This window comes from Modestobacter sp. VKM Ac-2979 (assembly GCF_026967995.1).
Lineage (GTDB): Bacteria > Actinomycetota > Actinomycetes > Mycobacteriales > Geodermatophilaceae > Modestobacter.
The window spans coordinates 397,368-421,956 of record NZ_JAPVBO010000002.1; the positions used below are offsets into that span (position 1 = coordinate 397,368).

The following is a 24,589-nucleotide window of genomic DNA, read 5'->3' on the forward strand; positions in this document are numbered from 1 at the left end:
CCGCAACTGCGGAACTAGGGTGCCGGCGTGTCCACCTCCTACCGGATCGCCGAGGCCGCTGCGCTGCTCGGCGTCAGTGACGACACGGTCCGCCGTTGGATCGACGGCGATCGGCTGTCCGCCACCCGCGACGGGGGCCCGGCGCAGGTCGACGGCGCGGAGCTGGCCCGGGTCGCCGCCGAGCTGCACGAGACGCCCCCGCCCGGCGCCACCCGCTCGTCCTCGGCCCGCAACCGGCTCACCGGGATCGTCACCCGGGTCGTCCGGGACACCGTCATGGCGCAGGTGGAGATCCAGGCCGGGCCGTTCCGGCTGGTCTCGCTGATGTCCCGCGAGGCCGCCGACGAGTTGGGGCTGGAGCCCGGCGTCCGGGCGGTGGCCACGGTCAAGGCCACCCAGGTCAGCGTGGACGTGCCGTGAGGCGGCTGGTCGCCGGTGCCCTGCTGCTGGCCCTGGCTGGTTGCGGGGTCGACGACGGCGGACGGTCGATCGAGACGGACGGCGAGCTGGGCGGCACCCTCACCGTCTTCGCGGCGGCCTCGCTGACCGACGTGTTCACCGACCTCGGCGACCAGCTCACGGCCGAGCACCCGGGACTGGACGTGCAGTTCAACTTCGCCGGCAGCTCCGCGCTGGCGACCCAGGTGACCCAGGGTGCGCCGGCCGACGTCCTCGCCTCCGCCGACGAGGAGCAGCTGGCCGCCGTCGCCGACCTGGGCGCCGGTGACCCCGCCGTCTTCGCGGAGAACACGCTGGTCATCGCCGTCCCGGCGGGCAACCCGGCCGGCGTGACCGGCCTGGCCGACCTCGCCGACCCGGGCCTGACCGTCGCCCTGTGCGCCGCCGAGGTGCCGTGTGGTGCGGCCGCCGCGCGGGTGTTCGACGCCGCCGGCCTGACCCCCGCGCCGGACACCCTGGAGCAGGACGTGCGGGCGGCGCTGACCAAGGTGCAGCTCGGCGAGGTCGACGCCGCGCTGGTCTACGCGACCGACGTCGCGGCGGCCGGCTCGGCGGTGGAGGCGATCGAGGTCCCGGAGGCCGCCGACGTGGTCAACCGCTACCCGCTGATGGTGCTCGAGAGGGCACCCAACCCGCTGGCGGCGGAGGCGTTCGTCGACCTGGTGCGCTCGGACACCGGCCGCCAGGCCCTCGCCGACGCCGGCTTCCGGCTCCCGTGACCCACCCCGTGGGGCCAAAGTCGCGACTTTGGCCCCGGAAGGGGGGACGGGACGGCGGGGTGCCGGCGCCGCTGCTGGTCCCGGCGCTGCTCGGGGTGGCGTTCCTGGTGCTGCCGCTGTTCGGGCTGCTGGTGCGCGCGCCGTGGTCGGACCTCGGCCCGCAGCTGGCCCGGCCGGGTGTCGGCGAGGCGCTGCGGCTGTCGCTCGTCTCGGCCACCCTGGCCACCCTCGTCTCGCTGCTGCTCGGCGTCCCGCTGGCCTGGGTGCTGGCCCGGTCGCAGCTGCGTGGCCGGTCGGTGCTGCGCGCGCTGGTGACCGTGCCGCTGGTGCTGCCTCCGGTCGTCGGCGGGGTCGCGCTGTTCCTGGTGCTGGGCCGGCAGGGGATCATCGGTCGCTGGCTGTACGAGGCCACCGGCTTCTCGCTGCCGTTCACCACTGCCGCGGTCGTGATCGCCGAGACGTTCGTGGCGATGCCGTTCCTGGTGATCAGCGTGGAGGGCGCGCTGCGCGCCGCCGACGCCCGCTTCGAGGACGCCGCCGCCACGCTCGGCGCCGACCGGTGGACGACGTTCCGCCGGGTCACCCTGCCCCTGGTCGCACCCGGGATCGCGGCCGGCGCGGTGCTCTGCTGGGCGCGCGCACTGGGGGAGTTCGGCGCCACGATCACCTTCGCCGGCAACTTCCCGGGGACGACGCAGACCATGCCGCTGGCGGTCTACCTGACCCTGCAGCGCGACCCGGAGGCGGCGATCGTGCTGAGCCTGGTGCTGCTGGGCGTCTCCCTGGCCACCCTGCTGCTGCTGCGCGACCGCTGGCTGGGGCGAGGAACCGTCACATGAGCCTGGCCGCGCACGTCGTCGTCCGGCGCGGGACGCTGGCGCTGGACGTGGAGCTGGCCGTGGCCGACGGCGAGGTGCTCGCCGTCCTCGGGCCGAACGGTGCCGGCAAGTCCACCGTCTTGCGGGTGCTCGCCGGCCTGCTGCGCCCGGACGCCGGCCGGGTGGAGGTCGACGCCGAGGTCTGGAACTCCCCCGACGTGCACCTGCCCGCGCACGCGCGGTCGCTGGGCATGGTGTTCCAGGACCACCTGCTGTTCCCCCACCTCTCGGTCACCGAGAACGTGGCCTTCGGGCCCCGCACCCGCGGCACGCCCCGGCCGGCGGCGCGGGCCGCGGCGGAGGACTGGCTGGCGCGGGTCGGGCTGGCCGGGCTCGGCGACCGGCGTCCCGGACAGCTCTCCGGTGGGCAGGCGCAGCGCGCCGCGCTCGCCCGGGCACTGGTCGGCCGGCCGCAGTTGCTGCTGCTCGACGAGCCGCTGTCCGCGCTCGACGCCCGCACCCGGCTGACCGTGCGCGCCGAGCTGCACCGGCACCTCGGCGACTACCCCGGCAGCGCGGTGCTGGTCACCCACGACCCGGTCGACGCGATGGCGCTGGCCGACCGGGTCGTCGTCATCGAGGAGGGGCGGGTCGTGCAGGCCGGCACCCCGGCCGAGGTCGCCCGCCGGCCACGCACCGACTACGTGGCCCGGCTGGTCGGGCTCGTGCTGCTGGCCGGCCAGGGCGCCGGGACCCAGGTCGCGCTGGACGGCGGGGGTGTGGTCGCGGTCGCCGAGGACGTCGCCGGGCCGGTGTTCGTCGCCGTCCGGCCCGAGTCGGTGGCGCTCTACCTGCAGCGGCCGGTCGGCAGTCCGCGCAACGTGTGGCCGCTCCGACTGGCCGCGGCGACCCCGCACGGCTCGGTGGTGCGCTGCGACCTGGCCGGTGAGGTGCCGCTGACCGCCGACGTCACGGCGACGTCCTTCGCCGAGCTGGGGCTGGCCCCCGGCGCCGAGGTGTGGGCGTCGGTCAAGGCCAGCGAGCTCACCGTCTACCCCCGCTGAGAGAGTGGCGCCATGACGTCGGATGCGCCCGTGGCCGGGCTCGTGCTCGCCGCCGGCGGTGGCCGCCGGTACGGCATGCCGAAGGCGCTGGTCGAGTACGAGGGCAGCCTGCTGGTCGAGCGGGCGGTGCGGACGGCGGCCGCGGTCTGCGACCCGGTGCTCGTCGTCCTCGGCGCCCAGGCGGTCGACGTCTGGCGCACCGCCGACCTCACCGGTGCGACCGTGCTGGCCAACCGCGACTGGGAGACCGGCATGGCCTCGAGCCTGCGCACCGGGCTGGACGGGTTGCGCGGCTGGCCCGGCCGGGTCGACGCCGTGTTGGTGCAGCTGGTCGACATGCCGGGGATGACGCCGGCGGCGCTGGCCCGGCTGGCCCAGTACGCGGCCCCCGACGCCCTGGCCGTCGCCAGCTACGACGGCGTCCGCGGGCACCCGGTGCTGCTGGGCCGCGAGCACTGGGCCGGCGTGGCCGAGACGGCGACCGGCGACGAGGGCGCCCGCGCCTACCTGGCCGCCCACGACGTCACCGAGGTCGACTGCACCGGGCTCGCCGACCCCACCGACCTGGACGTCCCGCCGACGGCGTGATGGCGAGTACCTTCGCCGCCGTGGAGACGATCCTGGCCCGGGTGACCGAGGAGCCGCTGTCGGTCGCCGAGCACGAGGCGGCCGTCGCCGACAAGGCGGCCGGTGCGGTGGTCTCCTTCGCCGGTGTGGTCCGGGACCACGACGGTGGCCGCTCGGTCACCGAGCTGGAGTACACCGGGCACCCGACCGCGCCGGAGCTGATCGCCGAGATCGCCGCCGAGTTCGCCGCCCGGCCGGAGGTGCAGGCGGTCGCCGTCTCCCACCGGATCGGCCTGCTGGGCATCGGCGACGTCGCGCTCGCCTGCGCGGTCAGCGCCGCGCACCGCGGCCAGGCCTTCACCGCATGTGCGGAGCTCGTCGACGAGGTGAAGGCGCGGCTGCCGATCTGGAAGCGGCAGGTCTTCTCCGATGGCGAGGAGGAGTGGGTCGCCTGCCCGTGACGGGTGGGCCGCCTGTGACGTCGCTCCTTGCCCGCCGTTCACCGGCATGGCATAACTGACCGACTCGACTCCAACCCACGGGGCGAGTGCTCCTCCGGTGTACCGCAGGCGGCGGAATGACCGGGAGGTCCCACATGCCCTGGCGGGCTGGTGAACGTGTCGTCGAGGCGATGCCCTCGGGCTTCCTGTCCCTGGACGCCGACTGGCGGATCACCTACGTGAACCAGGCCGGGGTCGCGATCCTCGGCTTCTCCCGCGAGGAGCTGGTCGGCGCGGACTTCTGGGAGGTCTTCCCGGCCAACGTGGACAACGAGTTCGGCCGGGCCTACCGGCGCGCGGTCGCCACCGGTGAGCCGGTCAGCGTGGAGGGCTTCTACCCGGCGCCGCTGAACCGCTGGTTCGAGGTGCAGGCGATCCCGGCCGAGGGCGGCCTGCTCTGCTACTTCTCCGACGTCACCGACCGCCGCACCGGCCGGGAGCGGCTGGCGATGATGGCGCGGGTCAGCGCCGAGCTGGCCGGCACCCTGGACGTCGACTCCGCGGCCGCCCGCATCCCGCGGCTGATCGTCCCGGTGCTGGGCGACTGGTGCGTGCTGACCGTGCTGGACGACGACGGCCGCCCCCGGGACGTCGGCTGGTGGCACGTCGACCCGGCCCGCCGAGCCCTGGTGGAGCGCTACGCCGCCGTCCGGCTGACCTCGATGCCGGTCACCTCGCCCGTGGTGCGGGCGCTGCTCGGCGAGACCGTCGTCGCCGCCGCCGGTGACGTGGCCGCGCTGATGCCCGAGGGTGAGGCCCGGGACCTGCTGGGGCTGCTCGGCCCGCACTCCGGCGTGACGCTGCCGCTGCGCGGGCGGGGGCGGACCCTCGGCGCGCTGACGCTGTACTTCGACGGCGACCGCGTCATGGAGGAGGCCGACCTGGCCACCGCCCAGGAGGTGGCCGACCGGGCGGGCCTGGCGCTGGACAACGTGCGGCTGTTCTCCCAGCAGCGGCAGCTGGCCGAGGAGCTGCAGCGCAGCCTGCTCACCGGGGCCTTCACCCACGACCAGGCCGAGGTCGTCGTCCGCTACACCCCGGCCGCCGAGGCGGCCCGGGTGGGCGGCGACTGGTACGACGCCTTCCTGCAGCCGTGCGGGGCGACGATGCTGGTCATCGGCGACGTGGTCGGCCACGACACCGCGGCGGCCGCGGCGATGGGCCAGCTGCGTTCGCTGCTGCGCGGCATCGCGACCTACAGCGACGCCGGGCCGGGTGAGGTGCTGCGCGGCCTGGACGCGTCGATGGCCCAGCTGGACGTCGGCACCTACGCCACCGCGGCGGTGGCGCGTTTCGAGCAGACCCCCGACGAGCTGACCCGCGGGGTCACCCGGATGCGGTGGAGCAACGCCGGGCACCTGCCGCCGCTGGTGATCAACCCCGACGGCACGCTGGCCGCGCTGGCCGACTGGCGGGGCGAGCTGCTGCTCGGCGTCGACGCCGAGACCTCCCGCGGGGAGTCGGTGGTGACGCTGGACGGCGGGACGACGGTGCTGCTGTTCACCGACGGGCTCATCGAGAGCCGCGGCGGCGACCTGGACCAGGGGATGGCCCGGCTGCGGACGGCCGCCGCGGAGCTGGCCGACAGGTCACTGGACGAGCTCTGCGACGAGCTGCTCGACCGGCTCGTGCACGGCCAGCCCGAGGACGACGTCGCCCTGGTCGCCATCCGCCTGCGCGGATAGCGACCGGCTGGCCGGCCGGCGCGTCAGTGCGCGCCGGCGCCGGCCAGTCCGTCGTCGTCCCGGCCGCGGCGCTCGCGCTCGGCACGCTCCTCCTCGGCCTCGGCCTCCAGCTGGCGGGCCTCACCGTCGATGGTGGCCGCGGCGTCGCCGTGCGACTCGCCGTAGACCTGCTCGGCGCGGCCGAACAGCTCCTCGGCCTTCGCCTTGGCCTTGTCGAACACGCTCATCGGAGCCTCCTCATCCGCCGGCGAACGGGGGCAGGACGTCCACCACCGTGCCGGGCGTGAGCACCAACGCGCGGTCCCGGGTGGAGGTTCCGTCGACCAGGAAGGAGCAGGCGGTCAGGACCCGCTCCAGCCGCTCGCCGTGTGCGTCGGCGAGCTGGCCGACGAGCTCGGCCAACGTGCCGGCCTGCCGGGTCTCGGTGTCCACGCCGACCGCGGCGCGAGCGCCGGCGAAGTAGCGGACGGTGACGGTGGGTGCGCTCACCTCAGCCCCCGATCGCGGACATGGGACGGGAGGGCTGCAGGAAGCTCGGGTCGTCGATGCCGTGCCCGGGGAGCTTGGACAGCGTCGCGATCCGCCAGCGGTCGGCGATCTCGGCGTCGTCGGCCCCGCCGCGCAGCGCGCTGCGCAGGTCGGACTCCTCGCGGGCGAACAGGCAGTTGCGGATCTGCCCGTCGGCGGTGAGCCGGGTCCGGTCGCAGGCACCGCAGAACGACCGGGTCACCGAGGCGATGACGCCGACGGTCAGCCCGGTGTCGTCGACCAGCCAGCGCTCGGCCGGGGCGGCGCCCCGCTCCTCGACGTCCGGCGTCAGCGTGTGCGTGGCGGTGAGCCGGGCCAGGATGTCCTCGGCGGTCACCATCTCCCCGCGGGTCCAGGCGTGGTGGGCGTCCAGCGGCATCTGCTCGATGAAGCGCAGCTCGTAGCCGTGCTCCAGGCAGTACTCCAGCAGCGGGACGGCGTCGTCCTCGTTGATGCCGCGCATCAGGACGGCATTGACCTTGACCGGCGTCAGGCCGGCGTCCCGGGCCGCCTGCATGCCGGCGAGGACGTCGGGCAGCCGGTCGCGGTGGGTGATCTGCTTGAACCGCTCGCGGTCCAGGGTGTCCAGGCTGACGTTGATCCGGTCCAGGCCGGCGGCCGCGAGCGCCGGTGCCATCCGGGACAGCCCGATGGCGTTGGTGGTCAGGCTGACCTCCGGGCGGGGGCGCAGCGCCGTGGTCGCCGCGACGATGCCGGGCAGCCCGGGGCGCAGCAGCGGCTCACCGCCGGTGAACCGGACCTCCTGGATGCCGAGGTGCTCGACGCCGATCCGGACCAGCCGGACGACCTCGTCGTCGGTCAGCTGCTCGACCTTGGGCAGCCACTGGAGCCCCTCGGGGGGCATGCAGTAGGTGCAGCGCAGGTTGCACCGGTCGGTCAGCGAGACCCGCAGGTCGGTGGCGGTGCGCCCGTGCCGGTCGACGAGCCCGCCGCTGCCCGGGGTCACCTGCGGGCGCACCCGCGGGTCGGGGAGTGGGCTGGGAGTCGTCACGGCCCGAATGTAGTGCCGGAACGGCAGCTGGGTGCGGTCGTGGCGGACGCCGTCTCGCCCGGACGGCGGCTGCTACGTTCGCGGGGCCACCCGAGGGTCCGGCGGGAACCCCCGCACTCGCCTGTGGCCAGGAAGCGCGAGCAGCCGTGTCCCACGCCGTCTTCAGCCCCTACGCCCGGCTCTTCACCGTCCCCGGGGCCCGGGCCTTCTCCCTCGCCGGCTGGTTCGCCCGGGTGCCGATGGCCACCGTGGGCCTGGGGTCGGTGCTCCTCGTCCAGGCGGAGTCGGGCAGCTACGCCCTCGCCGGTGCCATCGCCGGCACCCTGTCGCTGGCCTTCGCCGTCGCCAGCCCGCAGTGGGCCCGGGTGATGGACCGGTACGGCCAGAGCCAGGTGCTGCGCTGGACGGCGCTGGCCTACCTCGTGCTGGGGCTGTCGTTCGTCGCGGTGGTGGTGGCCGGCGCCCCGGTCTGGACGTGGTTCGCGTTGGCCGTGCTGGCCGGGGCGAGCGGCACCAGCATCGGCTCGGTGGTCCGCAGCCGCTGGGCGCACGCGCTCGACGACCCGGCCCAGCGGCAGACCGCCTTCGCCTTCGAGTCGGTCGCCGACGAGGTCGTGTTCGTCACCGCACCCCCGCTGGTCACCTTCCTGGCCGCGCTGGTCTCCCCGCCCGCCGGGTTCCTGACCGGGCTGCTGGTCGGCGTCATCGGCGGGCTGGTGATGTCGCGGCTGGAGGCGACCGCGCCGCCGGTCACCCCCCGGGTGGCCGGGCAGCCGCACGTGCGGATCCGGGTGCTCACCGCGGGGCTCGTCGCCGTCGCCGTCACCTACCTGGCCATGGGCACGGTCTTCGGCGCGATGGACGTCGTCGTCGTCGGCTTCGCCGACGCGGAGGGCCGGCCGGCCATGGCCGGGGTGGCGCTGTCGGCGTACGCCGCGGGCAGCCTGGTCGCCGGGCTCGTCTACGGCGTCGTCCGGCTGCCGGGCGCGCTGGTCACCCGGTTCCTCGGCTGCGCGCTGCTGTTCGCCGTCGCCGCGCAGACCCTGTACCTGGTCAGCTCCCTGACGCTGCTGATCGCACTGGCCTTCCTCGCCGGCCTCACGATCGCCCCGGTGCTGGTCGCCGGGATGTCGCTGGTGGAGTCCCGGGTGCCGCGCGCGGCGCTCACCGAGAGCCTGACCTGGACGTCGACCGGCCTCACCGTCGGGGTCACCGCCGGCTCGGCGCTGGCCGGCACGGCGGTGGACCGGTGGGGCGCGGAGGGGGCGTTCGCCGTCCCGGCCCTGGGGGCGGCGCTCACCGGGGTGCTCGGGGTGGCCGCATGGGCGGTGCTCCGCCGGCCGACCGGGCTGGCCGCCGAGGTGGCCCCCGCGACGTCGCACTGACCGGCCCGCTCGGGGCCGCCGCCGTACCATCGGACAGACCGTCCGCGCCACCTGAGGAGACCCGGCACCACGATGAGCACCGTCCCGAGCACGGAGCTCCGTCCCGACGCCGCCACCGGTGAGGTGCTGGCGCAGGCCGCCCGGCGGCGGACGTTCGCGGTGATCAGCCACCCCGACGCCGGCAAGTCGACGTTGACCGAGGCCCTGGCCCTGCACGCGCGGGTGATCGGGCAGGCCGGTGCGGTGCACGGCAAGGCCGGTCGGCGGGGCACGGTGTCGGACTGGATGGACATGGAGAAGGCCCGCGGCATCTCCATCACCTCCGCCGCGCTGCAGTTCGAGTACCGGGACACCGTGGTGAACCTGCTGGACACCCCCGGGCACGCGGACTTCTCCGAGGACACCTACCGGGTGCTGACCGCCGTCGATGCGGCGGTGATGCTCATCGACGCCGCGAAGGGCCTGGAGGCCCAGACGATGAAGCTGTTCGCCGTCTGCCGGCACCGCGGCATCCCGGTGATCACGGTGGTGAACAAGTGGGACCGGCCGGGCAAGGACGCCCTGGAGCTGATGGACGAGGTCGCCGAGCGCACCGGGCTGGCGCCCACCCCGCTGACCTGGCCGGTGGGCATCTCCGGTGACTTCCGCGGGGTGCTGGACCGCCGCGACGGCACCTACCGCCGGTTCACCCGCACCGCCGGCGGAGCGACCATCGCCCCGGAGGAGACGCTCACCCCCGCCGCCGCCGAGGCCCGCGAGGGCATCGACTGGACCCGGGCGGTCGAGGAGAACGAGCTGCTGGACGCCACCGAGGCCGACCACGACCAGCAGCGGTTCCTGGACGGCGAGACGACGCCGGTCATCTTCGCCTCCGCGGTCTCCAACTTCGGCGTCGGCGCGCTGCTGGACGTGCTGGTCGACCTCGCCCCGCCGCCCGCGCCGCGACCCGACGCCGACGGTGCCCCGCGTCCCGTCGAGGCGTCGTTCAGCGCGTTCGTGTTCAAGGTGCAGTCCGGGATGGACGCCGCCCACCGCGACCGGCTGGCCTACATCCGGATCGCCTCCGGCGTCTTCGAGCGCGGCATGGTCGTCACCCACGCCACCACCGGCCGGCCGTTCGCCACCAAGTACGCCCAGCACGTGTTCGGCCGCGAGCGGGAGAGCGTCGACACGGCCTACCCCGGCGACGTCGTCGGCCTGGTCAACGCCAACGCGCTGCACGTCGGCGACACCCTCTACGCCGGCACGAAGGTCACCTTCCCGCCGCTGACCACCTTCGCGCCCGAGCACTTCGCGGTGATGCGCGGCAAGGACACCGCCAAGTTCAAGCAGTTCCGCCGCGGGGTCGGCCAGCTCGGCTCCGAGGGCGTGGCCCAGGTGCTGCGCTCGGACCGCCGCGGCGACCAGGCGCCGGTGCTCGCCGTCGTCGGCCCCATGCAGTTCGAGGTGGCCGCGCACCGGATGGCGCAGGAGTTCGGCGCGCCGGTCGAGCTGGACCACCTGCCCTACCAGGTCGCGGTGCGCACCGACGCCGCCTCCGCCCCGGCCGTGGCCGCGGCCCGCGGGGTGGAGGTCTTCGAGCGCGAGGACGGCGAGCTGCTGGCGCTGTTCATGGACAAGTGGGACCTGCGCTCGCTCCAGCAGCGCAGCCCGGAGCTGACGCTGGAGCCGATGGTGGCCGCACAGCTGAGCTGAGGCGACAGACTGTCGCGATGACCACGCGCCAGTCCCCCAGCCCCCCGGCTCCGCTGGACGCCGGCACCCGGGCCGCCCGGGCCGCCGGCAACGCCGGCGAGCCCACCGTCGAGTTCGCCGAGGCGACCCCCTACGAGCAGTACGTGGGCGTCCGCCAGCTGCAGGCGCTGGTGCGGCCGGTGACCGAGCACCCGGCCGAGCCGGCGTTCCTGGTGGTCACCCAGGTGATGGAGCTGTGGTTCACGCTGCTGCGCCGGGAGTGGGAGCTGGCCCAGCGGCAGCTGCGGGCCGACGACCTGGACGCCGCGATCGGCTCGATCCGCCGGTCGGTGCACCACCTCCGGTCGCTGGACGCCAGCTGGGGCTCGCTGCTCTGGCTCACCCCGGCGGAGTTCAACGGCTTCCGCGACCAGCTCGGCGAGGCGTCGGGCTTCCAGTCCTACGAGTACCGGCACGTGGAGTTCCTGCTCGGGCTCAAGGCGGAGTCCGTCGTCCGGCCGCACCGCGGGCTGCCGGTGGTGCACGCGGACCTGCAGCGGGCGCTGGCCGCGCCGTCCCTGGAGGACGACGTCCTGGCGTACCTGGCCCACCGCGGCCTGCCGGTGCCGGCCACCGTGCTCGAGCGGGACCGCACGGTGACCCACGAGCCCGATCCCGCCGTCACGGCGCTGTGGGCCGAGGTCTACACCGACCCGCGGCCGGGCAACGAGCTGTTCACCCTCGGCGAGGCGCTCACCGACGTCGCCGAGGTGTTCACCACCTGGCGGCAGCGGCACGTCACCGCCGTCCGCCGGGCGATGGGCGCCAAGCCCGGCAGCGGCGGTTCGGCCGGCCTCGCCTGGCTGGAGCGCAGCGCCGCCCGGGTGGTCTTCCCGGACCTGTGGGCCGCCCGCACCGTGGTCTGAGCCGCATTCCCGGTTCATCGGTGAGATCAGTCGCGGGTAGCGACCGTGAGCCCGGGTAAGGGTGTGACAGGCCGGTCGCGCCCCATGAGGTCGCGCGCCGCCACTCAGACCGTCCGACGCTTGGAGGACCCCCCATGGCCACCGTGCCCACGATCACCCTGAACAACGGCGTGCAGATCCCGCAGCTGGGCTTCGGCACGTACCAGGTCAAGCCCGAGGACACCGTCGAGGCCACCCGCACGGCCCTCGAGGTCGGCTACCGGCACATCGACACCGCCGAGATGTACGGCAACGAGGCGGAGGTCGGCGAGGCCGTGCGCCAGTCCGGCGTGCCGCGCGAGGAGGTCTTCGTGACCTCCAAGCTCAACAACGGCTTCCACGCCCGCGACGACGCCCTGAAGGCCTTCGACGGGACGATGGACGCGCTCGGCTTCGAGTACCTCGACCTGTTCCTGATCCACTGGCCGCTGCCGGGCATCGACGTCGACTACGTCGAGACCTGGAAGGCCATGGAGGAGATGTACCACTCCGGCCGGGTGAAGGCGATCGGCGTCTCCAACTTCAACGCCCACCACCTGCGCAAGCTGTTCGGTGAGAGCGAGGTCCGCCCCGTGGTGAACCAGATCGAGGTGCACCCCTACTTCGCGCAGAACGACCTGCGGGCGTTCAACGCCGACCACGAGATCCGCACCGAGGCCTGGGCGCCGATCGCGCAGGGCAAGGTCCTCGACGACCCGACCCTCATCCGGGTCGGCGAGCGGTACGGCAAGAGCCCGGCCCAGGCCGCTCTCCGCTGGGCTGTCCAGCGGGGCGACATCATCTTCCCGAAGTCGGTCACCCGCGCCCGGGTCGAGCAGAACTTCGACCTGTTCGACTTCGAGCTCACCGAGGACGACATGCGCGAGATCGATGGTCTCGACCGCGCCGACGGCCGCAACGGCCCGAACCCCGACGAGTTCAACTACATCCCCAGCTGAGGAAGGACCCCGTCCTCCTCACCCCTCGCACGCTCGGGGTGAGCCTCTGGACGGGGCCTGACCACTCAGCGGGTCGCCAGCGGCCGTCGTCCTCTCGGGGGACGGCGGCCGCTGGCCTGTCCGGGGGCAGTGCACGCCGTTCGTGCGCTGTGCACGTGCCGCAGGCCGTGCGATGCGCGCAGGACGCGGTCAGAGTGCCGTGACGAGCCTCAGCGGGGCGCAGCGGTGAGCAGCGCGGCCCGGACGACGGCGAGCACGGTGTCCCGCTCCACGCCGTCCTCCTGAGCGGTGCGGGCCAGCTCGGCCGCCAGTGCGCGCACCCGCTGTTCCCCCGGCGCGGGCGCGGCGGCCCCGCCGGTGACCACGGTGCCGGTGCGCCGGCGGCTGGCCACCAGCCCGGCGGCCTCCAGCTCGGCGTACGCCCGGGCCACCGTGCCCGTGGCCACGCCCAGGTCGGCGGCGAGAGCGCGCATGGTGGGCAACCGAGCGCCGTCGGCGAGCACCCCGCTCTGCACGTACGTCGCGATCTGGCCGCGGATCTGCTCGTAGGGCGGCGTCGGACTGACGACGTCCACCGTGATGTCCAGCCCCATGGACGTCAGACGGACGCCGGCTGGTCCGCCGGCACCCCGGGCGCGCGGACGAACCCGACGACGAGGCCGGCGAGCGCGGTCACCAGGCCCGGCAGGGCGCCGGCCCACCCGGGCAGCGGCAGTGCGCCCACGTTGGACGCCGCCATCCCGCCGACCAGCAGGAGGCCACCGGCCACCACCAGGGTCGCTGCGACGGCCGCCCGGAGCACTCGGTGCGCCGAGGCACGGCGGAGGGCGCCCTCGATCCGGTCGTCCTCGGTGGCGACGGCGGGCCGGTTGGCGACGACCCACAGCGCACCGACGGCGACCACGGCGAGCAGGAGCAGGCCGATCGCCGCCGGCCGGCCGTAGAAGACGCCGGGGAACGGGCTGGCCGTCGACCAGGCCGGGTTGCCGTAGGCCGTCGAGCTGTGGGTCACCCGCCGGCCGGTCTCGTCGGCCAGGAGGGCGCCGCCGGCGAGGACCGCTGCGGCGAGCCCGGCTGCGACGGCCGCCGTCCGCACCAGCCAGCGGGGCGCCGCGTCGAGCACACCCCGCCGCACCAGTTGCGCCCGCCGTACCTCGCCCTCCGGTCGGGGCCAGGTCAGCTCCCCGGCGGCGAGGACCAGGGTGTGCACGATGCCGAAGACGATCGGGACCAGCAGGGCCGTGACCCCCAGGCCGCCGGGGGCGGTGTTCCCCACCTCGCGAGCCGCGGTGGCCAGGGCGGCGGCGGCCCCGAGTGCCACCGCCGCGACGGAGGCCGAGCGGGCATGCCGGCGGGCGGCCGCCACCGAGGCCTCCCGGCTGGGCGGTGACCGGCGGACGATGCCCACGCCGAGCGCGACGGCGCCGGCCAGCACCAGCACGGCGAGCAGCGGTACCAACGCCACGACGGCCTCCATGAGTCATTGAATCAAGTGATTGATACAATGACGGACGGCGGCGCCGTGCACAAGCCTGCCGCCGGGGGCGTTCCGGCTACTCGGTGGTGACGAAGTCGATGAGCTCCTCGACCCGGCCGATCAGCGTGGGCTCCAGGTCGGTCCAGACACTGACCCGGGCCAGGATGCGCTGCGCCCAGACGTAGCCGGTGTCGTCCTCCCAGCCCAGCCGCTTGCAGACGCCGGTCTTCCAGTCCTCGCCCCGGGGGACCGTCGGCCAGGCCTTGATGCCGACCACCGAGGGCTTGACGGCCTGCCAGATGTCGATGAAGGGGTGCCCGACGACCAGGGCGTGGTCGCCGGTGATCTGGGCGGCGATCCGGGACTCCTTGGAGCCGGTCACCAGGTGGTCGACGAGCACGCCCAGGCGCCGTCCCGACGACGGGCGGAACTCCTTGACGATGCCCGGCAGGTCGTCGACGCCGTGCAGCGGCTCGACGACGACCCCCTCGATCCGCAGGTCGTGGCCCCAGACCTTCTCCACCAGCTCGGCGTCGTGCTTGCCCTCCACGTAGATCCGCCCCTCGCGGGCGACCCGCGCGCGGGCGCCGACCACGTAGGTCGAGCCCGACGCGCTGCGCTGCGGGCCCGAGGGCGCGTTCTGCTTCGGCCGCACCAGCACGACCGGTCGCCCGTCGACCCAGAAGCCGGGGCCCAGGGGGTAGGCCCGCACGCGGCCGTGGCGGTCCTCGAGGTGGACGACGTCCTTCTCGCACCGCACGACGGCGCCGACGAACCCGCTGCTGGGGTCCTCGACGACGACGTCCTTGAGAGCCTCCACCTGGGGTGAGGGCTTCTTCTGGGTGCGCGGGTGGACCAGGTTGTCGTAGGGCGAACGAGGAGGCACCCGTCCATGCTCGGCGCGCTCACCGCCCGATCCGGTCACGACACGCCCGGTGCGACAGGTTCGCCCAGCTCCACGGTGTGTCCGCACGGGCGGTGCGTCGCCTGCCGGAACCCGCGTCGACCTGCGCGGACGGGGCCCGTGGTCGGTGTCGGCCCGGCGACACGCTCTACCACGGCGCTGGATCGATCTCGCGATCGCCGTTTTGCAACGCGCCGTGGCGGGCAGTGCAGAGAGCGAGACAGCATCACACGAACAGAGGAGCGGAACACATGATCGGCACCGAGACCCTCGACCGCGTGATCGGCGCAGACGTCATCGACGCCGACGGCAACAAGATCGGTACGGCCTCCGAGGTGTTCCTCGACGACCAGTCGGGCGCCCCCGAGTGGGTCACCGTCAAGACCGGCATGTTCGGCACCAAGGAGTCGTTCGTCCCGATCCGGGACGCGGACCTGACCGGCGACGGCCTGCGTGTCCCCGTGAGCAAGAGCGCGGTGAAGGACGCCCCGCGCATCGACTCCGACGGCCACCTCTCCCCGGCCGAGGAGACCGAGCTGTACCGGCACTACAACATGACCGAGTCGGCCGCCGCGCCGGCCGCCGGTGCCCCCGTCGCCGACACGACGACGACCACGGCCGACACCCGGACGACGACCACGGCCGACACCAACCAGCACGGCACCGTGGGCCACGACACCTCCGGCCCCACGACCGACGACGCCATGACCCTCTCCGAGGAGCGCGTCAAGGTCGGCACCCAGCACGTCGAGACCGGCCGCGCACGGCTGCGCAAGTACGTCGTGACCGAGAACGTCACCGAGACCGTCCCCGTGTCGCACGAGGAGGTCCGGGTCGAGCGTGAGCCCATCACCGACGCCAACCGCGGCGACGCCCTGGACGGCCCGGCGATCTCCGAGGAGGAGCACGAGGTGACGCTGCACGCCGAGCGTCCCGTCGTGGAGAAGGAGGCCGTCCCGGTCGAGCGCGTGCGCCTGAACACCGAGACCGTCACCGAGCAGCAGCAGGTGAGCGAGACCGTCCGCAAGGAGCAGGTCGACACCGACGAGGTCACCGACACCAACCGTCGCTGATCCCCGCAGCACACCACGCGCCCGCCCCGGTCCGCCGGGGCGGGCGCTGTGCTGTCCGGCCACGGATGACCCCGGGGCGGCCGGGGCCCTCCGTCAGTGGGCGGTCGGGGGCAGCGGGTCGCCGGGGCGGGGCATGACCGGTGCGCCGGCCTCCTCCTCGAGCACCTCGGCCGCCGAGCCCACGATCAGCGGGTCGGGCGTGCCGACGGCGGCGAGGTCCTTGCCGGTGTAGTCGAAGCGGGCCAGCACGTGCCGCATGGCCTCCAGCCGGGCGCGCTTCTTGTCGTTGCTCTTGATCACCGTCCACGGGGCGTGGCCGGTGTCGGTGTGCAGGAACATCGCCTCCTTGGCCTCGGTGTAGGCCTCCCACTTGTCCAGCGAGGCGAGGTCGGTGGGGGAGAGCTTCCACTGCCGCACCGGGTCGATCTGCCGCACGATGAACCGGCTGCGCTGCTCGCCCCGGGTCACCGAGAACCAGAACTTGACCAGGTGGATGCCGCTCTCGACGAGCAGCTGCTCGAACTCCGGGGCCTGCCGCATGAAGCGCAAGTACTCCTCCGCGGTGCAGTAGCCCATCACCCGCTCGACGCCGGCGCGGTTGTACCAGGAGCGGTCGAACATGACGATCTCGCCGGCTGCCGGCAGGTGCTGCACGTAGCGCTGGAAGTACCACTGGGTCTTCTCGCGCTCCGACGGCTTGTCCAGGGCGATCACCGTCGACCCGCGCGGGTTGAGGTGCTCGGTGAACCGCTTGATCGTGCCGCCCTTGCCGGCGGCGTCGCGGCCCTCGAACACCAGCACCATCTTCTGGCCGGTCTCCTTCACCCAGCCCTGGAGCTTCAGCAGCTCGATCTGCAGCCGGCGCTTCTCGATCTCGTACTCGCGCCGCTCCATCCGCTCGCTGTACGGGTAGCCCTCGCGCCAGGTGTCGACCCGGTTGCCGTCGGCGTCGAACAGCTCCCGGTCGTCGTCCCAGTCCTCGTCGGAGTGCGTGTCCGGCAGGGCGTTGAGCCGCCACCGGGACAGGTCGAGGACAGGCGACGGCGTGCCCTCCGGGGCACGGTCACGCATCTGCTGGGTCACGTCGTCTCCGGTCTCCGGGTGCCAGGTGCCCGGTGCAAGGTGCCAGGTGCTCGCCCCGATCCTGCCCGGATGCGGCTCGTCCTGCCCAGCCCGGTGGTCAGGGTGCGCCGACTCGTGCGCGCACGAGCCGGAGGTGGCCGATCAGCTCGTCCCCGATCCGGCCCCAGGTCCGCTCCTCCACCGAGGGCCGGGCGCGGTCGGCGGCGGCGCGGAGCGCGGCCGGGTCGTCGCGCAGTCCGGCGACCATGGCAGCCAGCAGATGGGGGTCGTCCCCGGCCCAGAGCCAGCCGTTCTGCCCGTGCCGGACCAGGTCCAGTGGGCCGCCCGAGGCGGCCACGACCGCCGGGACACCCGCGGCCAGCGCTTCCTGCACCGCCTGGCAGAAGGTCTCGTCGGCCCCGGGGTGCACGAAGAGGTCCAGCGAGGCGACGACGGCGCCGAGCTCTGCCCCACCGAGCTGGCCGAGGAAGTCGGCGCGCGGCATCCGGCGGGCCAGCTGCCGGCGCTGTGGCCCGTCGCCGACGACGACCAGCCGGACCCCGGGCAGCTCGCTGAGCGGGGCCAGCAGCTCCAGCCGCTTCTCCACCGCCAGCCGGGCGACCACGCCCACCAGCAGCTCCCCGGCCGGCGCCAGCTCGCGGTGCAGGCCGGGGTCGCCGTGCCACGGGGCGAACTGGTCGAGGTCGACGCCCCGCCGCCACAGCGTGACCGGGCCGATCCCGTGCCGGGCCAGCATCGCCAGGCTCGCCGTGGACGGGGCCAGGGTGAGGTCGGCGGTCTCGTGCACCGAGCGCAGGTACCGCCAGGCCGCCGCCGGGCCGCCGGGCAGGCGATAGCGCTCGGCGTAGGCGGCCAGGTCCGTCTGGAACACCGCGACCGACGGCACCCCGAGCGCGCGTGCGGCCCGAGCCGCCGCCAGGCCGAGGACGGCGGGGGAGGCCAGGTGGACGACGTCGGGGGCCAGCCGGCGGAGCACCTCGGTCAGGTCCCTGACCGGGCGCGCCACGGAGAGCTGCCGGTAGCCGGGCAGGCGCATCGACGGCACGGTGGCGACGTCCACCCAGGCGCCGCAGCGGGACTCGTAGCCGGCGCCGGACGGGGCCACCACCACCGGGTCGTGGCCGCGGACGGCGAGGTGGTCGACCAGCCGCAGCACCGAGTTGACCACCCCGTTGACGGCGGGCAGGAAGGTCTCGGCGACCACCGCGACCCGCATGCCCACGCCGCCGGACGGCGTCGGGGCCACGACTGGCGCGGCCAGCGCGATGTCCACGTGCGCGACGGCGTCCGCCGGTGCGACGTCGACGTCCTCACGCAACACGCGCTGCTCCGGGGTGGGGCGGGATGCCCGTGGGGCGGCGGACCGGCAGCCGGCGGGCGGGTACCCGCGGCCGGCGCGGGTGGGCCGCGACGACGGGCCGCCGGGCCTCGGTAACCGCCGCGACCGCGTACTCGGCGAGCGCGGCCAGCTCCCGCCGGTCGGCGCCGGCCGGGTCGAGCGCCGGCAGCAGGTGCACCTCCACCACCAGGCCGCGGACGGCGACCACCCGGGCGATGCTGCGCCACAGCGGCTCGTCGGCCAGGTAGCCGGCGACCGCGGTGGGGGTGCCGCCGTCGACCCGGTACCGGACGGCGACGGGGCAGACCGGTGCCGCGGCGTCCACGGCGGCCTGGAAGAAGGCCGGGCGGAAGCGGCCGAGCTCCACCCCGCACGCCGTCGTCCCCTCCGGGTGGACGGTCACCGCCGTGCCGGACCGCAGCAGGCCCGCGGCCTGGGCGACCGCGTCCGGGAGGGTCCGGATGCGTGCCCGGTCGAGCAGGACGACGCCGGTACGGCGCGCCAGGCCACCGAGGACCGGCCAGTCGCCCACCTCGCGCTTGGCGACGGGCACCCCCGGGACCACGGTGAGCATCGCGAGGTCGTCGACCCAGGAGACGTGGTTGCTGACCACCAGGTGGCCCGGGCCGCGCCCGGCACCTGCCCGCGGCCAGGCCGCGGACGGCGCGGTGACCTCGACCCGCACCCCGGCGGCGGTGAGCACCCTGGCCGCGGCGCACACGACCAGCCGCCGGCGACCCCGTGCGCCGGTCCACGGCGCCCGCAGCGCGGCCACCCCGGTGCCGGCGAGCGCGAGGCCCAGGCGGCGCCAGCGGCGCCGTCGTGTCGCGGCGTCCACGGTCGGGACGGGGTCGGCCGTGCAGGCGGTGGTGCAGGCGGAGACCGGCAGCCAGCTCATCGGTCGCCGCCGAGCAGCCGGGCGAGCACCCGGTCGGGGATGTCGGCGACGGCCAGGAGGACGTACAGGTCGGCGGTGCCGAACGCCGGGTCGTAGGCGGGGCGGCCGCACACCCGGGCGCCCAGCTTCAGGTACGCCCGGAGCAGTGGGGGCACCACCAGGCGCTCCGGCTGAGGTGGCGCCATGACGTCGAAGGGCAGGTGCGGCACCACCCGGAGGTCAGCGGGGGCGAGGTGCCGGGTGCGCACCGCCTCCCAGACCCCGGCGACGGTGGCGCCGCCGTCGGTCAGTGGGACGGAGGCGCAGCCGGCCAGGTGGGTGGCGCCGCGCTCCAGCACGTAGCGGAGGACGCCGGCCCACAGCGCGGTGATCACGGTGCCGGTGCGGTGATCGGGGTGCACGCAGCTGCGGCCGGCCTCGACCAGCCCGGGGCGCAGGGCGGCGTGGCGGGAGAGGTCGAACTCGCCGTCGCCGTAGCTGCGGCCGGCGGTCGCGGCCCGCTCGGGCGGCAGCAGCCGGTAGGTGCCGACGACCTCGCCGGTCGCCTCGTCCCGCACCAGCAGGTGGTCGCAGAGCTCGTCCCACTCGTCGACGTCCCGTTCGAGGGCGGTGGCCGCGGGGGCCAGCAGGGCGCGGCCCTCCTGGGCGAACACGCTCCAGCGGAGCCGCTGGGCGGCGGCGATGTCGTCGGCGTGGGTGGCCAGGGCGGTGGTGTAGCTGCGGCGGGAGGCCGGCAGGGCTGTGGTCACAGCTGCGGTCACGGCGACACCTCGGGTGTCGGGAGGCCCCTGGACGAGGCCCGGACGCCGCCAGCGTCAGCGGCCGAGGTGTCCGGTGGGTGGCCGCGGACTGGCGTGCCCCCGGCGGACGGGCGAATCCCGCCCCGGGTGTCCGCCGATCGGGTGACCGGTCAGGGGACGATGCGCTCGGCGAGCTCCTCGGCGAAGCTGCGGGCGGCGTCGGCCTCGGCGGCGGCGCGTTCACGCAGGTCGGCCATCGCCGGGACCCGGTCGGCCAGGGTCAGCTGCAGGGTGATGACCGAGACCGTCATGCCGAAGGAGCGCCCGAGCACCAGCTCCAAGGGCGGCACGGTGTGGTCCCAGCTGGCCTGCTCGCCGCCGGCGTCGTAGCTCGCTCCCCGGCTGGAGACGATGACGGCGTGCCGCCCGGCCAGCGGCCGGGCCTCGTAGTCGCCGAAGGGCACCGTCGCGCCCAGCACGTGCACGTGGTCGAGCCAGGCCTTGAGCGTGGAGGGCAGCGACCAGTTGTACATCGGGGCGCCGACCAGCAGGACGTCGGCGGCCAGCAGCTCGTCGAGGTAGACGTGCTGCTGCGCCTCGGCGGCCGGGTCGACGACCTCCTCGGGCGTGCGCAGCCGGGGGGTCCAGTGCAGGGCGGCGTCGGGCAGGTGCGGCGGCGGGTCGGCCTGCAGGTCCCGGGAGGCCACGGTGAACTCCGCGCCACGGTCCTGCCAGCCCCGGACGAAGGCGGCGGTGACCTCGCGGGAGGCGGAGGTGCGCGGATCGGCGGACGAGTCGAGGTGCAGCAGGTGCGGCATCGGGGCCTCCCGGGGCTGGGGATGGGCGGGGTCGCCGGGACCCACCCAAGCAGTGCCGGGCGCCGGGACGTCGGTCGGGGCGGATGTTCCACGTGGAGCATCCGGCGCTCAGTCCAGCGAGACCCCGTCGACGTAGCGCCACTGGCCGTCCTCGCGGGCGAACCGGCTGTGCTCGTGCTGCGCTCCCCGCACCCCGCCGGCGCGGTGGTGGGCCCGGAACTCCACCGTGCCCTCCGGTGCCAGCAGGGTGCCGCCGGTGGTGGCCAGCACCTCCAACCCGGTCCAGCGCACCGCGGGGTCGAGGTCGAGGGTGCGGGGGCGGGTGCTGGAGTGCCAGGTGCTCAGCAGGTACCCGGCGTCCCCGACCGCGAAGGCGCTGTAGCGCGAGCGCATCAGCTGCTCGGCCGTCGCCGCGGTCGCCGGGCCCGCGTGCAGCCGGCCGCAGCACTCGGCGTAGGGCAGGCCGGTGCCGCACGGGCAGCGGGGGGAGGGCACGCCCTGAGTCTCCCAGGGCCGGGTCAGTCGGTGCCGGCCTCCATCGCCGCGCGGTCCAGCAGCTCGTCGTGCTCGGAGACCCGGCCGCGCGAGGCGATCGCCTCGGCGCCGCCCTGCTGGGTGGCGTCGATCAGCCCGGTCGAGGCGGCCTGGGCCGCACCGATGGACGTCGGGGTGGCGCCGCCGACCATGCCCATCCGGGCGTACTGCTCCAGCTTGGCCCGCGAGTCGGCGATGTCCAGGTTGCGCATGGTCAGCTGGCCGATCCGGTCGACCGGCCCGAAGGCGGAGTCCTGGGTGCGCTCCATGGACAGCTTGTCCGGGTGGTAGCTGAAGGCCGGGCCGGAGGTGTCCAGCACCGAGTAGTCCTCGCCGCGCCGCAGCCGGAGCGTGACCTCACCGCTGACCGCCATGCCGACCCAGCGCTGCAGCGACTCGCGCAGCATCATCGCCTGCGGGTCCAGCCAGCGGCCCTCGTACATCAGCCGGCCCAGCCGACGGCCCTCGGAGTGGTACGTGGCCAGGGTGTCCTCGTTGTGGATGGCGTTGACCAGCCGCTCGTAGGCCGCGTGCAGCAGGGCCATCCCCGGCGCCTCGTAGATGCCCCGGCTCTTCGCCTCGATGATCCGGTTCTCGATCTGGTCGGACATGCCCAGGCCGTGCCGCCCGCCGATCGCGTTGGCCTCCAGCACCAGGTCGACCGGGGTGGCGAACTCCTTGCCGTCGATCGTCACCGGCCGGCCGTACTCGAAGCCGATCGTGACGTCCTCGGCGGCGATCTCGACCGCCGGGTCCCAGAACTTCACGCCCATGATCGGCTCGACGGTCTCGATGCCGGTGTCGAGGTGCTCGAGGGTCTTGGCCTCGTGCGTCGCGCCCCAGATGTTGGCGTCGGTGGAGTAGGCCTTCTCCGCACTGTCCCGGTAGGGCAGGCCGTGGGCGACCAGCCACTCCGACATCTCCTTGCGGCCCCCGAGCTCGGTCACGAAGTCGGCGTCCAGCCACGGCTTGTAGATCCGCAGCCCGGGGTTGGCCAGCAGGCCGTAGCGGTAGAACCGCTCGATGTCGTTGCCCTTGTAGGTCGACCCGTCGCCCCAGATCTGGACGCCGTCGGCCAGCATCGCCCGTACCAGCAGGGTGCCGGTGACCGCGCGGCCGAGCGGGGTGGTGTTGAAGTAGCTACGGCCGCCGGAGCGGATGTGGAAGGCGCCGCAGGTCAGCGCCGCGAGTCCCTCCTCGACCAGGGCAGCCCGGCAGTCGACCAGCCGGGCGAGCTCGGCGCCGTAGGCGCTGGCGCGGCCGGGCACCGAGCCGATGTCGGGCTCGTCGGCCTGGCCGATGTCCGCGGTGTAGGTGCAGGGCACGGCGCCCTTCTCGCGCATCCAGGCCACCGCGACGGAGGTGTCGAGGCCGCCGGAGAAGGCGATGCCGACGCGTTCGCCGACGGGCAGGGACGTGAGCACCTTGGACATGGACACGAGTATGCATTGCACTGTATGACCATGCAAAGCCGGGGCGGGTGACCCGCGTCGCGTCCTAGCGGTGGGTCTCCAGCCGGTCGGCCAGCGTGCCGGCGAACCCCTCGGCGACGGCCAGCTGGTCGCGCAGCGCGGCGACCCGGGCCGTGGCCGCCTCGTGGAACGTGCGCAGCCGGGTCAGCAGCTGCTCGTGGTCGCCCGTGCCGTGCTCGAGGTCGTGCAGCAGGGTGAGCAGCTCCTGCATCTCCTCCAGCGAGAAGCCCAGCGGCTTCATCCGCTTGATCACCTCGAAGCGGGCGACGTCGGCCTCGCTGTAGAGCCGGAAGCCCCCCTCGGTGCGGCTCGTGGGGACGACGAGCCCGTTCTCCTCGTAGAACCGGATGGTCCGCAGGCTCAGCCCGATCCGCTCGGCCACCTGGCCGATCTGCATCAGCTCGCCGTGCCCGGCCACCTCAGTGCCCCCCGGCCAGCTGGCCGGTGTGCCGCTCGTAGCGGTCGGCCGAGTGCTCGCTCAGCCCCACGATCTGCACGGTCTTGCCGCGCGTCTCGTACTTGTGCGTGATCGCGTCCAGGGTGGCGACGGTGGAGGCGTCCCAGACCTGGGCGCCGGACAGGTCGATGACGACGTCGGCGGGGTCGTCGGCGTAGTCGAACTGCTGGTAGAGGTCGTTGCTGGAGGCGAAGAACAGCGCGCCGTGGACGGCGTAGAAGCGCGTCGTCCCGTCGGGGCTGGTCGTGCTGGTGACCTCGACGAGGTGGGCCACCCGGCGGGCGAAGAGCACACAGGCGACCAGCACGCCGACGCCGACGCCGATGGCGAGGTTGTGCGTGGCGAGGGTGACCGCGACGGTGGAGAGCATCACGACGGTCTCGCTGCGCGGCATCCGGTGGATGGTGCGCAGGCTGTGCCAGTCGAAGGTCGCGATCGACACGAAGATCATCACGGCCACGAGCGCGGCCATCGGGATGATCGCCACGATGTCGCCGAGGGCGACCACCAGGACCAGCAGGAACACCCCGGCGAGGAAGGTCGACAGCCGGGTGCGGGCGCCGGAGCGCACGTTGATCATCGTCTGGCCGATCATCGCGCAGCCGCCCATGCCGCCGAAGAAGCCGGTGACGATGTTGGCCACGCCCTGACCCCAGGACTCGCGGGTCTTGTCCGAGTGGGTGTCGGTCAGGTCGTCGACCAGCTTGGCCGTCAGCAGGGACTCCATCAGCCCGACGAACGCCACGCCGAGGGCGTAGGGCGCGATGATCGTCAGCGTCTCCCAGGTGAACGGCAGGTCGGGGATGCCGAACAGCGGCAGGTTGTCGGGCAGCTCGCCCTGGTCGCCCACGTTCGGCACGGTCAGGCCGACCGCCACGGTCAGCCCGGTGAGCACCACGATCGACACCAGCGGGGCCGGGACGACGCTGCTCAGCCGCGGGAGCAGGAAGATGATCGCGAGCCCGGCGGCCACCATCGGGTAGACCAGCCAGGACACGTCGACCAGGTACGGCAGCTGCGCCATGAAGATCAGGATGGCCAGCGCGTTGACGAAGCCGACCATGACGCTGCGCGGCACGAACCGCATCAACCGGGCGAAGCCGGCCAGGCCCAGCAGCACCTGGAACACCCCGCCGAGGACGACGGCGGCCAGCAGGTACTCCAGCCCGTGGTCACGCACCAGCGGGGCGATGACCAGCGCGATCGCCCCGGTGGCGGCGCTGATCATGGCCGGCCGGCCACCCGTGAAGGCGATCACCACCGCCATCGTGAACGAGGCGAAGAGCCCGACCCGGGGGTCGACCCCGGCGATGATGGAGAAGCTGATCGCCTCGGGGATCAGCGCAAGGGCCACCACGAGGCCGGCGAGCACCTCGGTGCGGGCCACCTTCGGCGTCAGCCACGCGGGGCGGCCGGGTGTGGAGAGTGTGGTCGGGAGGGACATGCCACCGTCTTCGGGTCGTGCGCCGGCGGCGCGGGG

General features: G+C 74.3%; 27 protein-coding genes. 12 read left to right on the plus strand and 15 right to left on the minus strand.

The features are described 5' to 3' along the window. Window positions 1–27 precede the first annotated feature (27 nt). From O2W15_RS06395 to O2W15_RS06425, 7 genes are all read left to right on the plus strand, one after another. Complete coding sequence (locus O2W15_RS06395; RefSeq protein WP_269178795.1) at window positions 28–420, plus strand: TOBE domain-containing protein; 393 nt, start codon at window positions 28–30, stop codon at window positions 418–420. Next, on the plus strand, window positions 417–1,178 hold the full coding sequence (modA, locus tag O2W15_RS06400) for a molybdate ABC transporter substrate-binding protein (RefSeq protein ID WP_269178796.1): 762 nt from the start codon (window positions 417–419) through the stop codon (window positions 1,176–1,178). The genes O2W15_RS06395 and modA overlap by 4 nt, the downstream gene beginning before the upstream one ends. 59 nt (window positions 1,179–1,237) lie before the next feature. Further along, window positions 1,238–2,017: an ABC transporter permease gene (locus O2W15_RS06405; protein ID WP_269178797.1), complete on the plus strand. Its 780-nt coding sequence runs from the start codon at window positions 1,238–1,240 to the stop codon at window positions 2,015–2,017. After that, window positions 2,014–3,060 (plus strand): ABC transporter ATP-binding protein, encoded by a 1,047-nt coding sequence (locus O2W15_RS06410; protein WP_269178798.1) that lies wholly within the window; start codon window positions 2,014–2,016, stop codon window positions 3,058–3,060. Before O2W15_RS06405 ends, O2W15_RS06410 begins: the two co-directional genes overlap by 4 nt. 12 nt (window positions 3,061–3,072) lie before the next feature. Further along, on the plus strand, window positions 3,073–3,648 hold the full coding sequence (locus tag O2W15_RS06415; RefSeq protein WP_269178799.1) for a nucleotidyltransferase family protein: 576 nt from the start codon (window positions 3,073–3,075) through the stop codon (window positions 3,646–3,648). A gap of 20 nt (window positions 3,649–3,668) precedes the next feature. Further along, window positions 3,669–4,088 carry a molybdenum cofactor biosynthesis protein MoaE gene (locus O2W15_RS06420; protein WP_231558070.1) on the plus strand — a complete coding sequence of 140 codons (420 nt, stop codon included), beginning with the start codon at window positions 3,669–3,671 and terminating at the stop codon, window positions 4,086–4,088. 134 nt (window positions 4,089–4,222) lie between these two features. Next, complete coding sequence (locus O2W15_RS06425; protein ID WP_269178800.1) at window positions 4,223–5,812, plus strand: SpoIIE family protein phosphatase; 1,590 nt, start codon at window positions 4,223–4,225, stop codon at window positions 5,810–5,812. A 23-nt stretch (window positions 5,813–5,835) separates the two neighbouring features. On the opposite strand, the gene O2W15_RS06430 is transcribed toward O2W15_RS06425, so the two are convergent. Genes O2W15_RS06430 through moaA form a run of 3 tightly spaced genes read right to left on the minus strand, consistent with a single transcriptional unit; the run spans window position 5,836 to window position 7,352 of the window. After that, the gene (locus tag O2W15_RS06430) at window positions 5,836–6,039 is read right to left on the minus strand and encodes a hypothetical protein (protein WP_036335332.1); all 204 of its coding nucleotides are present in this window, start codon (window positions 6,037–6,039) and stop codon (window positions 5,836–5,838) included. Window positions 6,040–6,049: 10 nt separating this feature from the next. Continuing rightward, complete coding sequence (locus O2W15_RS06435) at window positions 6,050–6,301, minus strand: MoaD/ThiS family protein (RefSeq protein WP_269162445.1); 252 nt, start codon at window positions 6,299–6,301, stop codon at window positions 6,050–6,052. 1 nt (window position 6,302) lies between these two features. Beyond that, entirely contained in the window at window positions 6,303–7,352 is a 1,050-nt protein-coding gene (gene moaA / locus O2W15_RS06440; RefSeq protein ID WP_269162446.1) for a GTP 3',8-cyclase MoaA, read from the minus strand. A 146-nt stretch (window positions 7,353–7,498) separates the two neighbouring features. Between moaA and O2W15_RS06445 the strand changes: the two genes are divergently transcribed. The 4 genes from O2W15_RS06445 (at window position 7,499) to O2W15_RS06460 (ending at window position 12,314) form a co-directional block, all read left to right on the plus strand. Next, the gene (locus O2W15_RS06445) at window positions 7,499–8,737 is read left to right on the plus strand and encodes an MFS transporter (protein ID WP_269178801.1); all 1,239 of its coding nucleotides are present in this window, start codon (window positions 7,499–7,501) and stop codon (window positions 8,735–8,737) included. Window positions 8,738–8,809: 72 nt separating this feature from the next. Next, window positions 8,810–10,432 (plus strand): peptide chain release factor 3, encoded by a 1,623-nt coding sequence (locus O2W15_RS06450; protein ID WP_269162450.1) that lies wholly within the window; start codon window positions 8,810–8,812, stop codon window positions 10,430–10,432. A 17-nt stretch (window positions 10,433–10,449) separates the two neighbouring features. Next, the gene (locus O2W15_RS06455; protein ID WP_269178802.1) at window positions 10,450–11,337 is read left to right on the plus strand and encodes a tryptophan 2,3-dioxygenase; all 888 of its coding nucleotides are present in this window, start codon (window positions 10,450–10,452) and stop codon (window positions 11,335–11,337) included. Between the two features lie 134 nt (window positions 11,338–11,471). Further along, window positions 11,472–12,314, plus strand: coding sequence for an aldo/keto reductase (locus O2W15_RS06460; protein ID WP_269178803.1), 843 nt, complete (start codon window positions 11,472–11,474; stop codon window positions 12,312–12,314). 209 nt (window positions 12,315–12,523) lie between these two features. Here the strand turns inward: O2W15_RS06460 and O2W15_RS06465 are convergent, their stop codons facing one another. The 3 genes from O2W15_RS06465 to O2W15_RS06475 all read right to left on the minus strand — a co-directional run bounded on the left by O2W15_RS06465 (window position 12,524) and on the right by O2W15_RS06475 (window position 14,677). After that, window positions 12,524–12,889 carry a GntR family transcriptional regulator gene (locus O2W15_RS06465; RefSeq protein WP_269162456.1) on the minus strand — a complete coding sequence of 122 codons (366 nt, stop codon included), beginning with the start codon at window positions 12,887–12,889 and terminating at the stop codon, window positions 12,524–12,526. A gap of 23 nt (window positions 12,890–12,912) precedes the next feature. After that, window positions 12,913–13,779: a hypothetical protein gene (locus tag O2W15_RS06470; protein WP_269178804.1), complete on the minus strand. Its 867-nt coding sequence runs from the start codon at window positions 13,777–13,779 to the stop codon at window positions 12,913–12,915. A gap of 88 nt (window positions 13,780–13,867) precedes the next feature. Further along, window positions 13,868–14,677, minus strand: coding sequence for a DUF3097 domain-containing protein (locus O2W15_RS06475; protein WP_269162459.1), 810 nt, complete (start codon window positions 14,675–14,677; stop codon window positions 13,868–13,870). 269 nt (window positions 14,678–14,946) lie between these two features. Between O2W15_RS06475 and O2W15_RS06480 the strand changes: the two genes are divergently transcribed. Further along, window positions 14,947–15,768: a PRC and DUF2382 domain-containing protein gene (locus O2W15_RS06480; RefSeq protein WP_269178805.1), complete on the plus strand. Its 822-nt coding sequence runs from the start codon at window positions 14,947–14,949 to the stop codon at window positions 15,766–15,768. 93 nt (window positions 15,769–15,861) lie between these two features. Here the strand turns inward: O2W15_RS06480 and ppk2 are convergent, their stop codons facing one another. From ppk2 to O2W15_RS06525, 9 genes are all read right to left on the minus strand, one after another. Then, window positions 15,862–16,851 (minus strand): polyphosphate kinase 2, encoded by a 990-nt coding sequence (gene ppk2, locus O2W15_RS06485; RefSeq protein WP_269162464.1) that lies wholly within the window; start codon window positions 16,849–16,851, stop codon window positions 15,862–15,864. Window positions 16,852–16,948: 97 nt separating this feature from the next. After that, entirely contained in the window at window positions 16,949–18,172 is a 1,224-nt protein-coding gene (locus O2W15_RS06490) for a glycosyltransferase (protein WP_269178806.1), read from the minus strand. After that, entirely contained in the window at window positions 18,162–19,088 is a 927-nt protein-coding gene (locus O2W15_RS06495; protein WP_269178807.1) for a lysophospholipid acyltransferase family protein, read from the minus strand. The genes O2W15_RS06490 and O2W15_RS06495 overlap by 11 nt, the downstream gene beginning before the upstream one ends. Beyond that, a complete protein-coding gene (locus O2W15_RS06500; RefSeq protein WP_269178808.1) occupies window positions 19,085–19,849 on the minus strand; it encodes a GNAT family N-acetyltransferase in 765 nt (254 codons plus the stop codon). Before O2W15_RS06500 ends, O2W15_RS06495 begins: the two co-directional genes overlap by 4 nt. A 149-nt stretch (window positions 19,850–19,998) precedes the next feature. After that, window positions 19,999–20,646, minus strand: a complete 648-nt coding sequence (locus tag O2W15_RS06505; protein WP_269162470.1) for an FMN-dependent NADH-azoreductase — start codon at window positions 20,644–20,646, stop codon at window positions 19,999–20,001. Between the two features lie 108 nt (window positions 20,647–20,754). Then, window positions 20,755–21,141, minus strand: coding sequence for a YchJ family protein (locus O2W15_RS06510; protein WP_269178809.1), 387 nt, complete (start codon window positions 21,139–21,141; stop codon window positions 20,755–20,757). Between the two features lie 23 nt (window positions 21,142–21,164). Next, window positions 21,165–22,613, minus strand: coding sequence for an argininosuccinate synthase (argG, locus tag O2W15_RS06515; RefSeq protein ID WP_269162473.1), 1,449 nt, complete (start codon window positions 22,611–22,613; stop codon window positions 21,165–21,167). A gap of 64 nt (window positions 22,614–22,677) precedes the next feature. Further along, window positions 22,678–23,070: a MerR family transcriptional regulator gene (locus O2W15_RS06520; RefSeq protein ID WP_269178810.1), complete on the minus strand. Its 393-nt coding sequence runs from the start codon at window positions 23,068–23,070 to the stop codon at window positions 22,678–22,680. Between the two features lies 1 nt (window position 23,071). Continuing rightward, a complete protein-coding gene (locus tag O2W15_RS06525; RefSeq protein WP_269178811.1) occupies window positions 23,072–24,553 on the minus strand; it encodes a SulP family inorganic anion transporter in 1,482 nt (493 codons plus the stop codon). Window positions 24,554–24,589 lie beyond the last annotated feature (36 nt).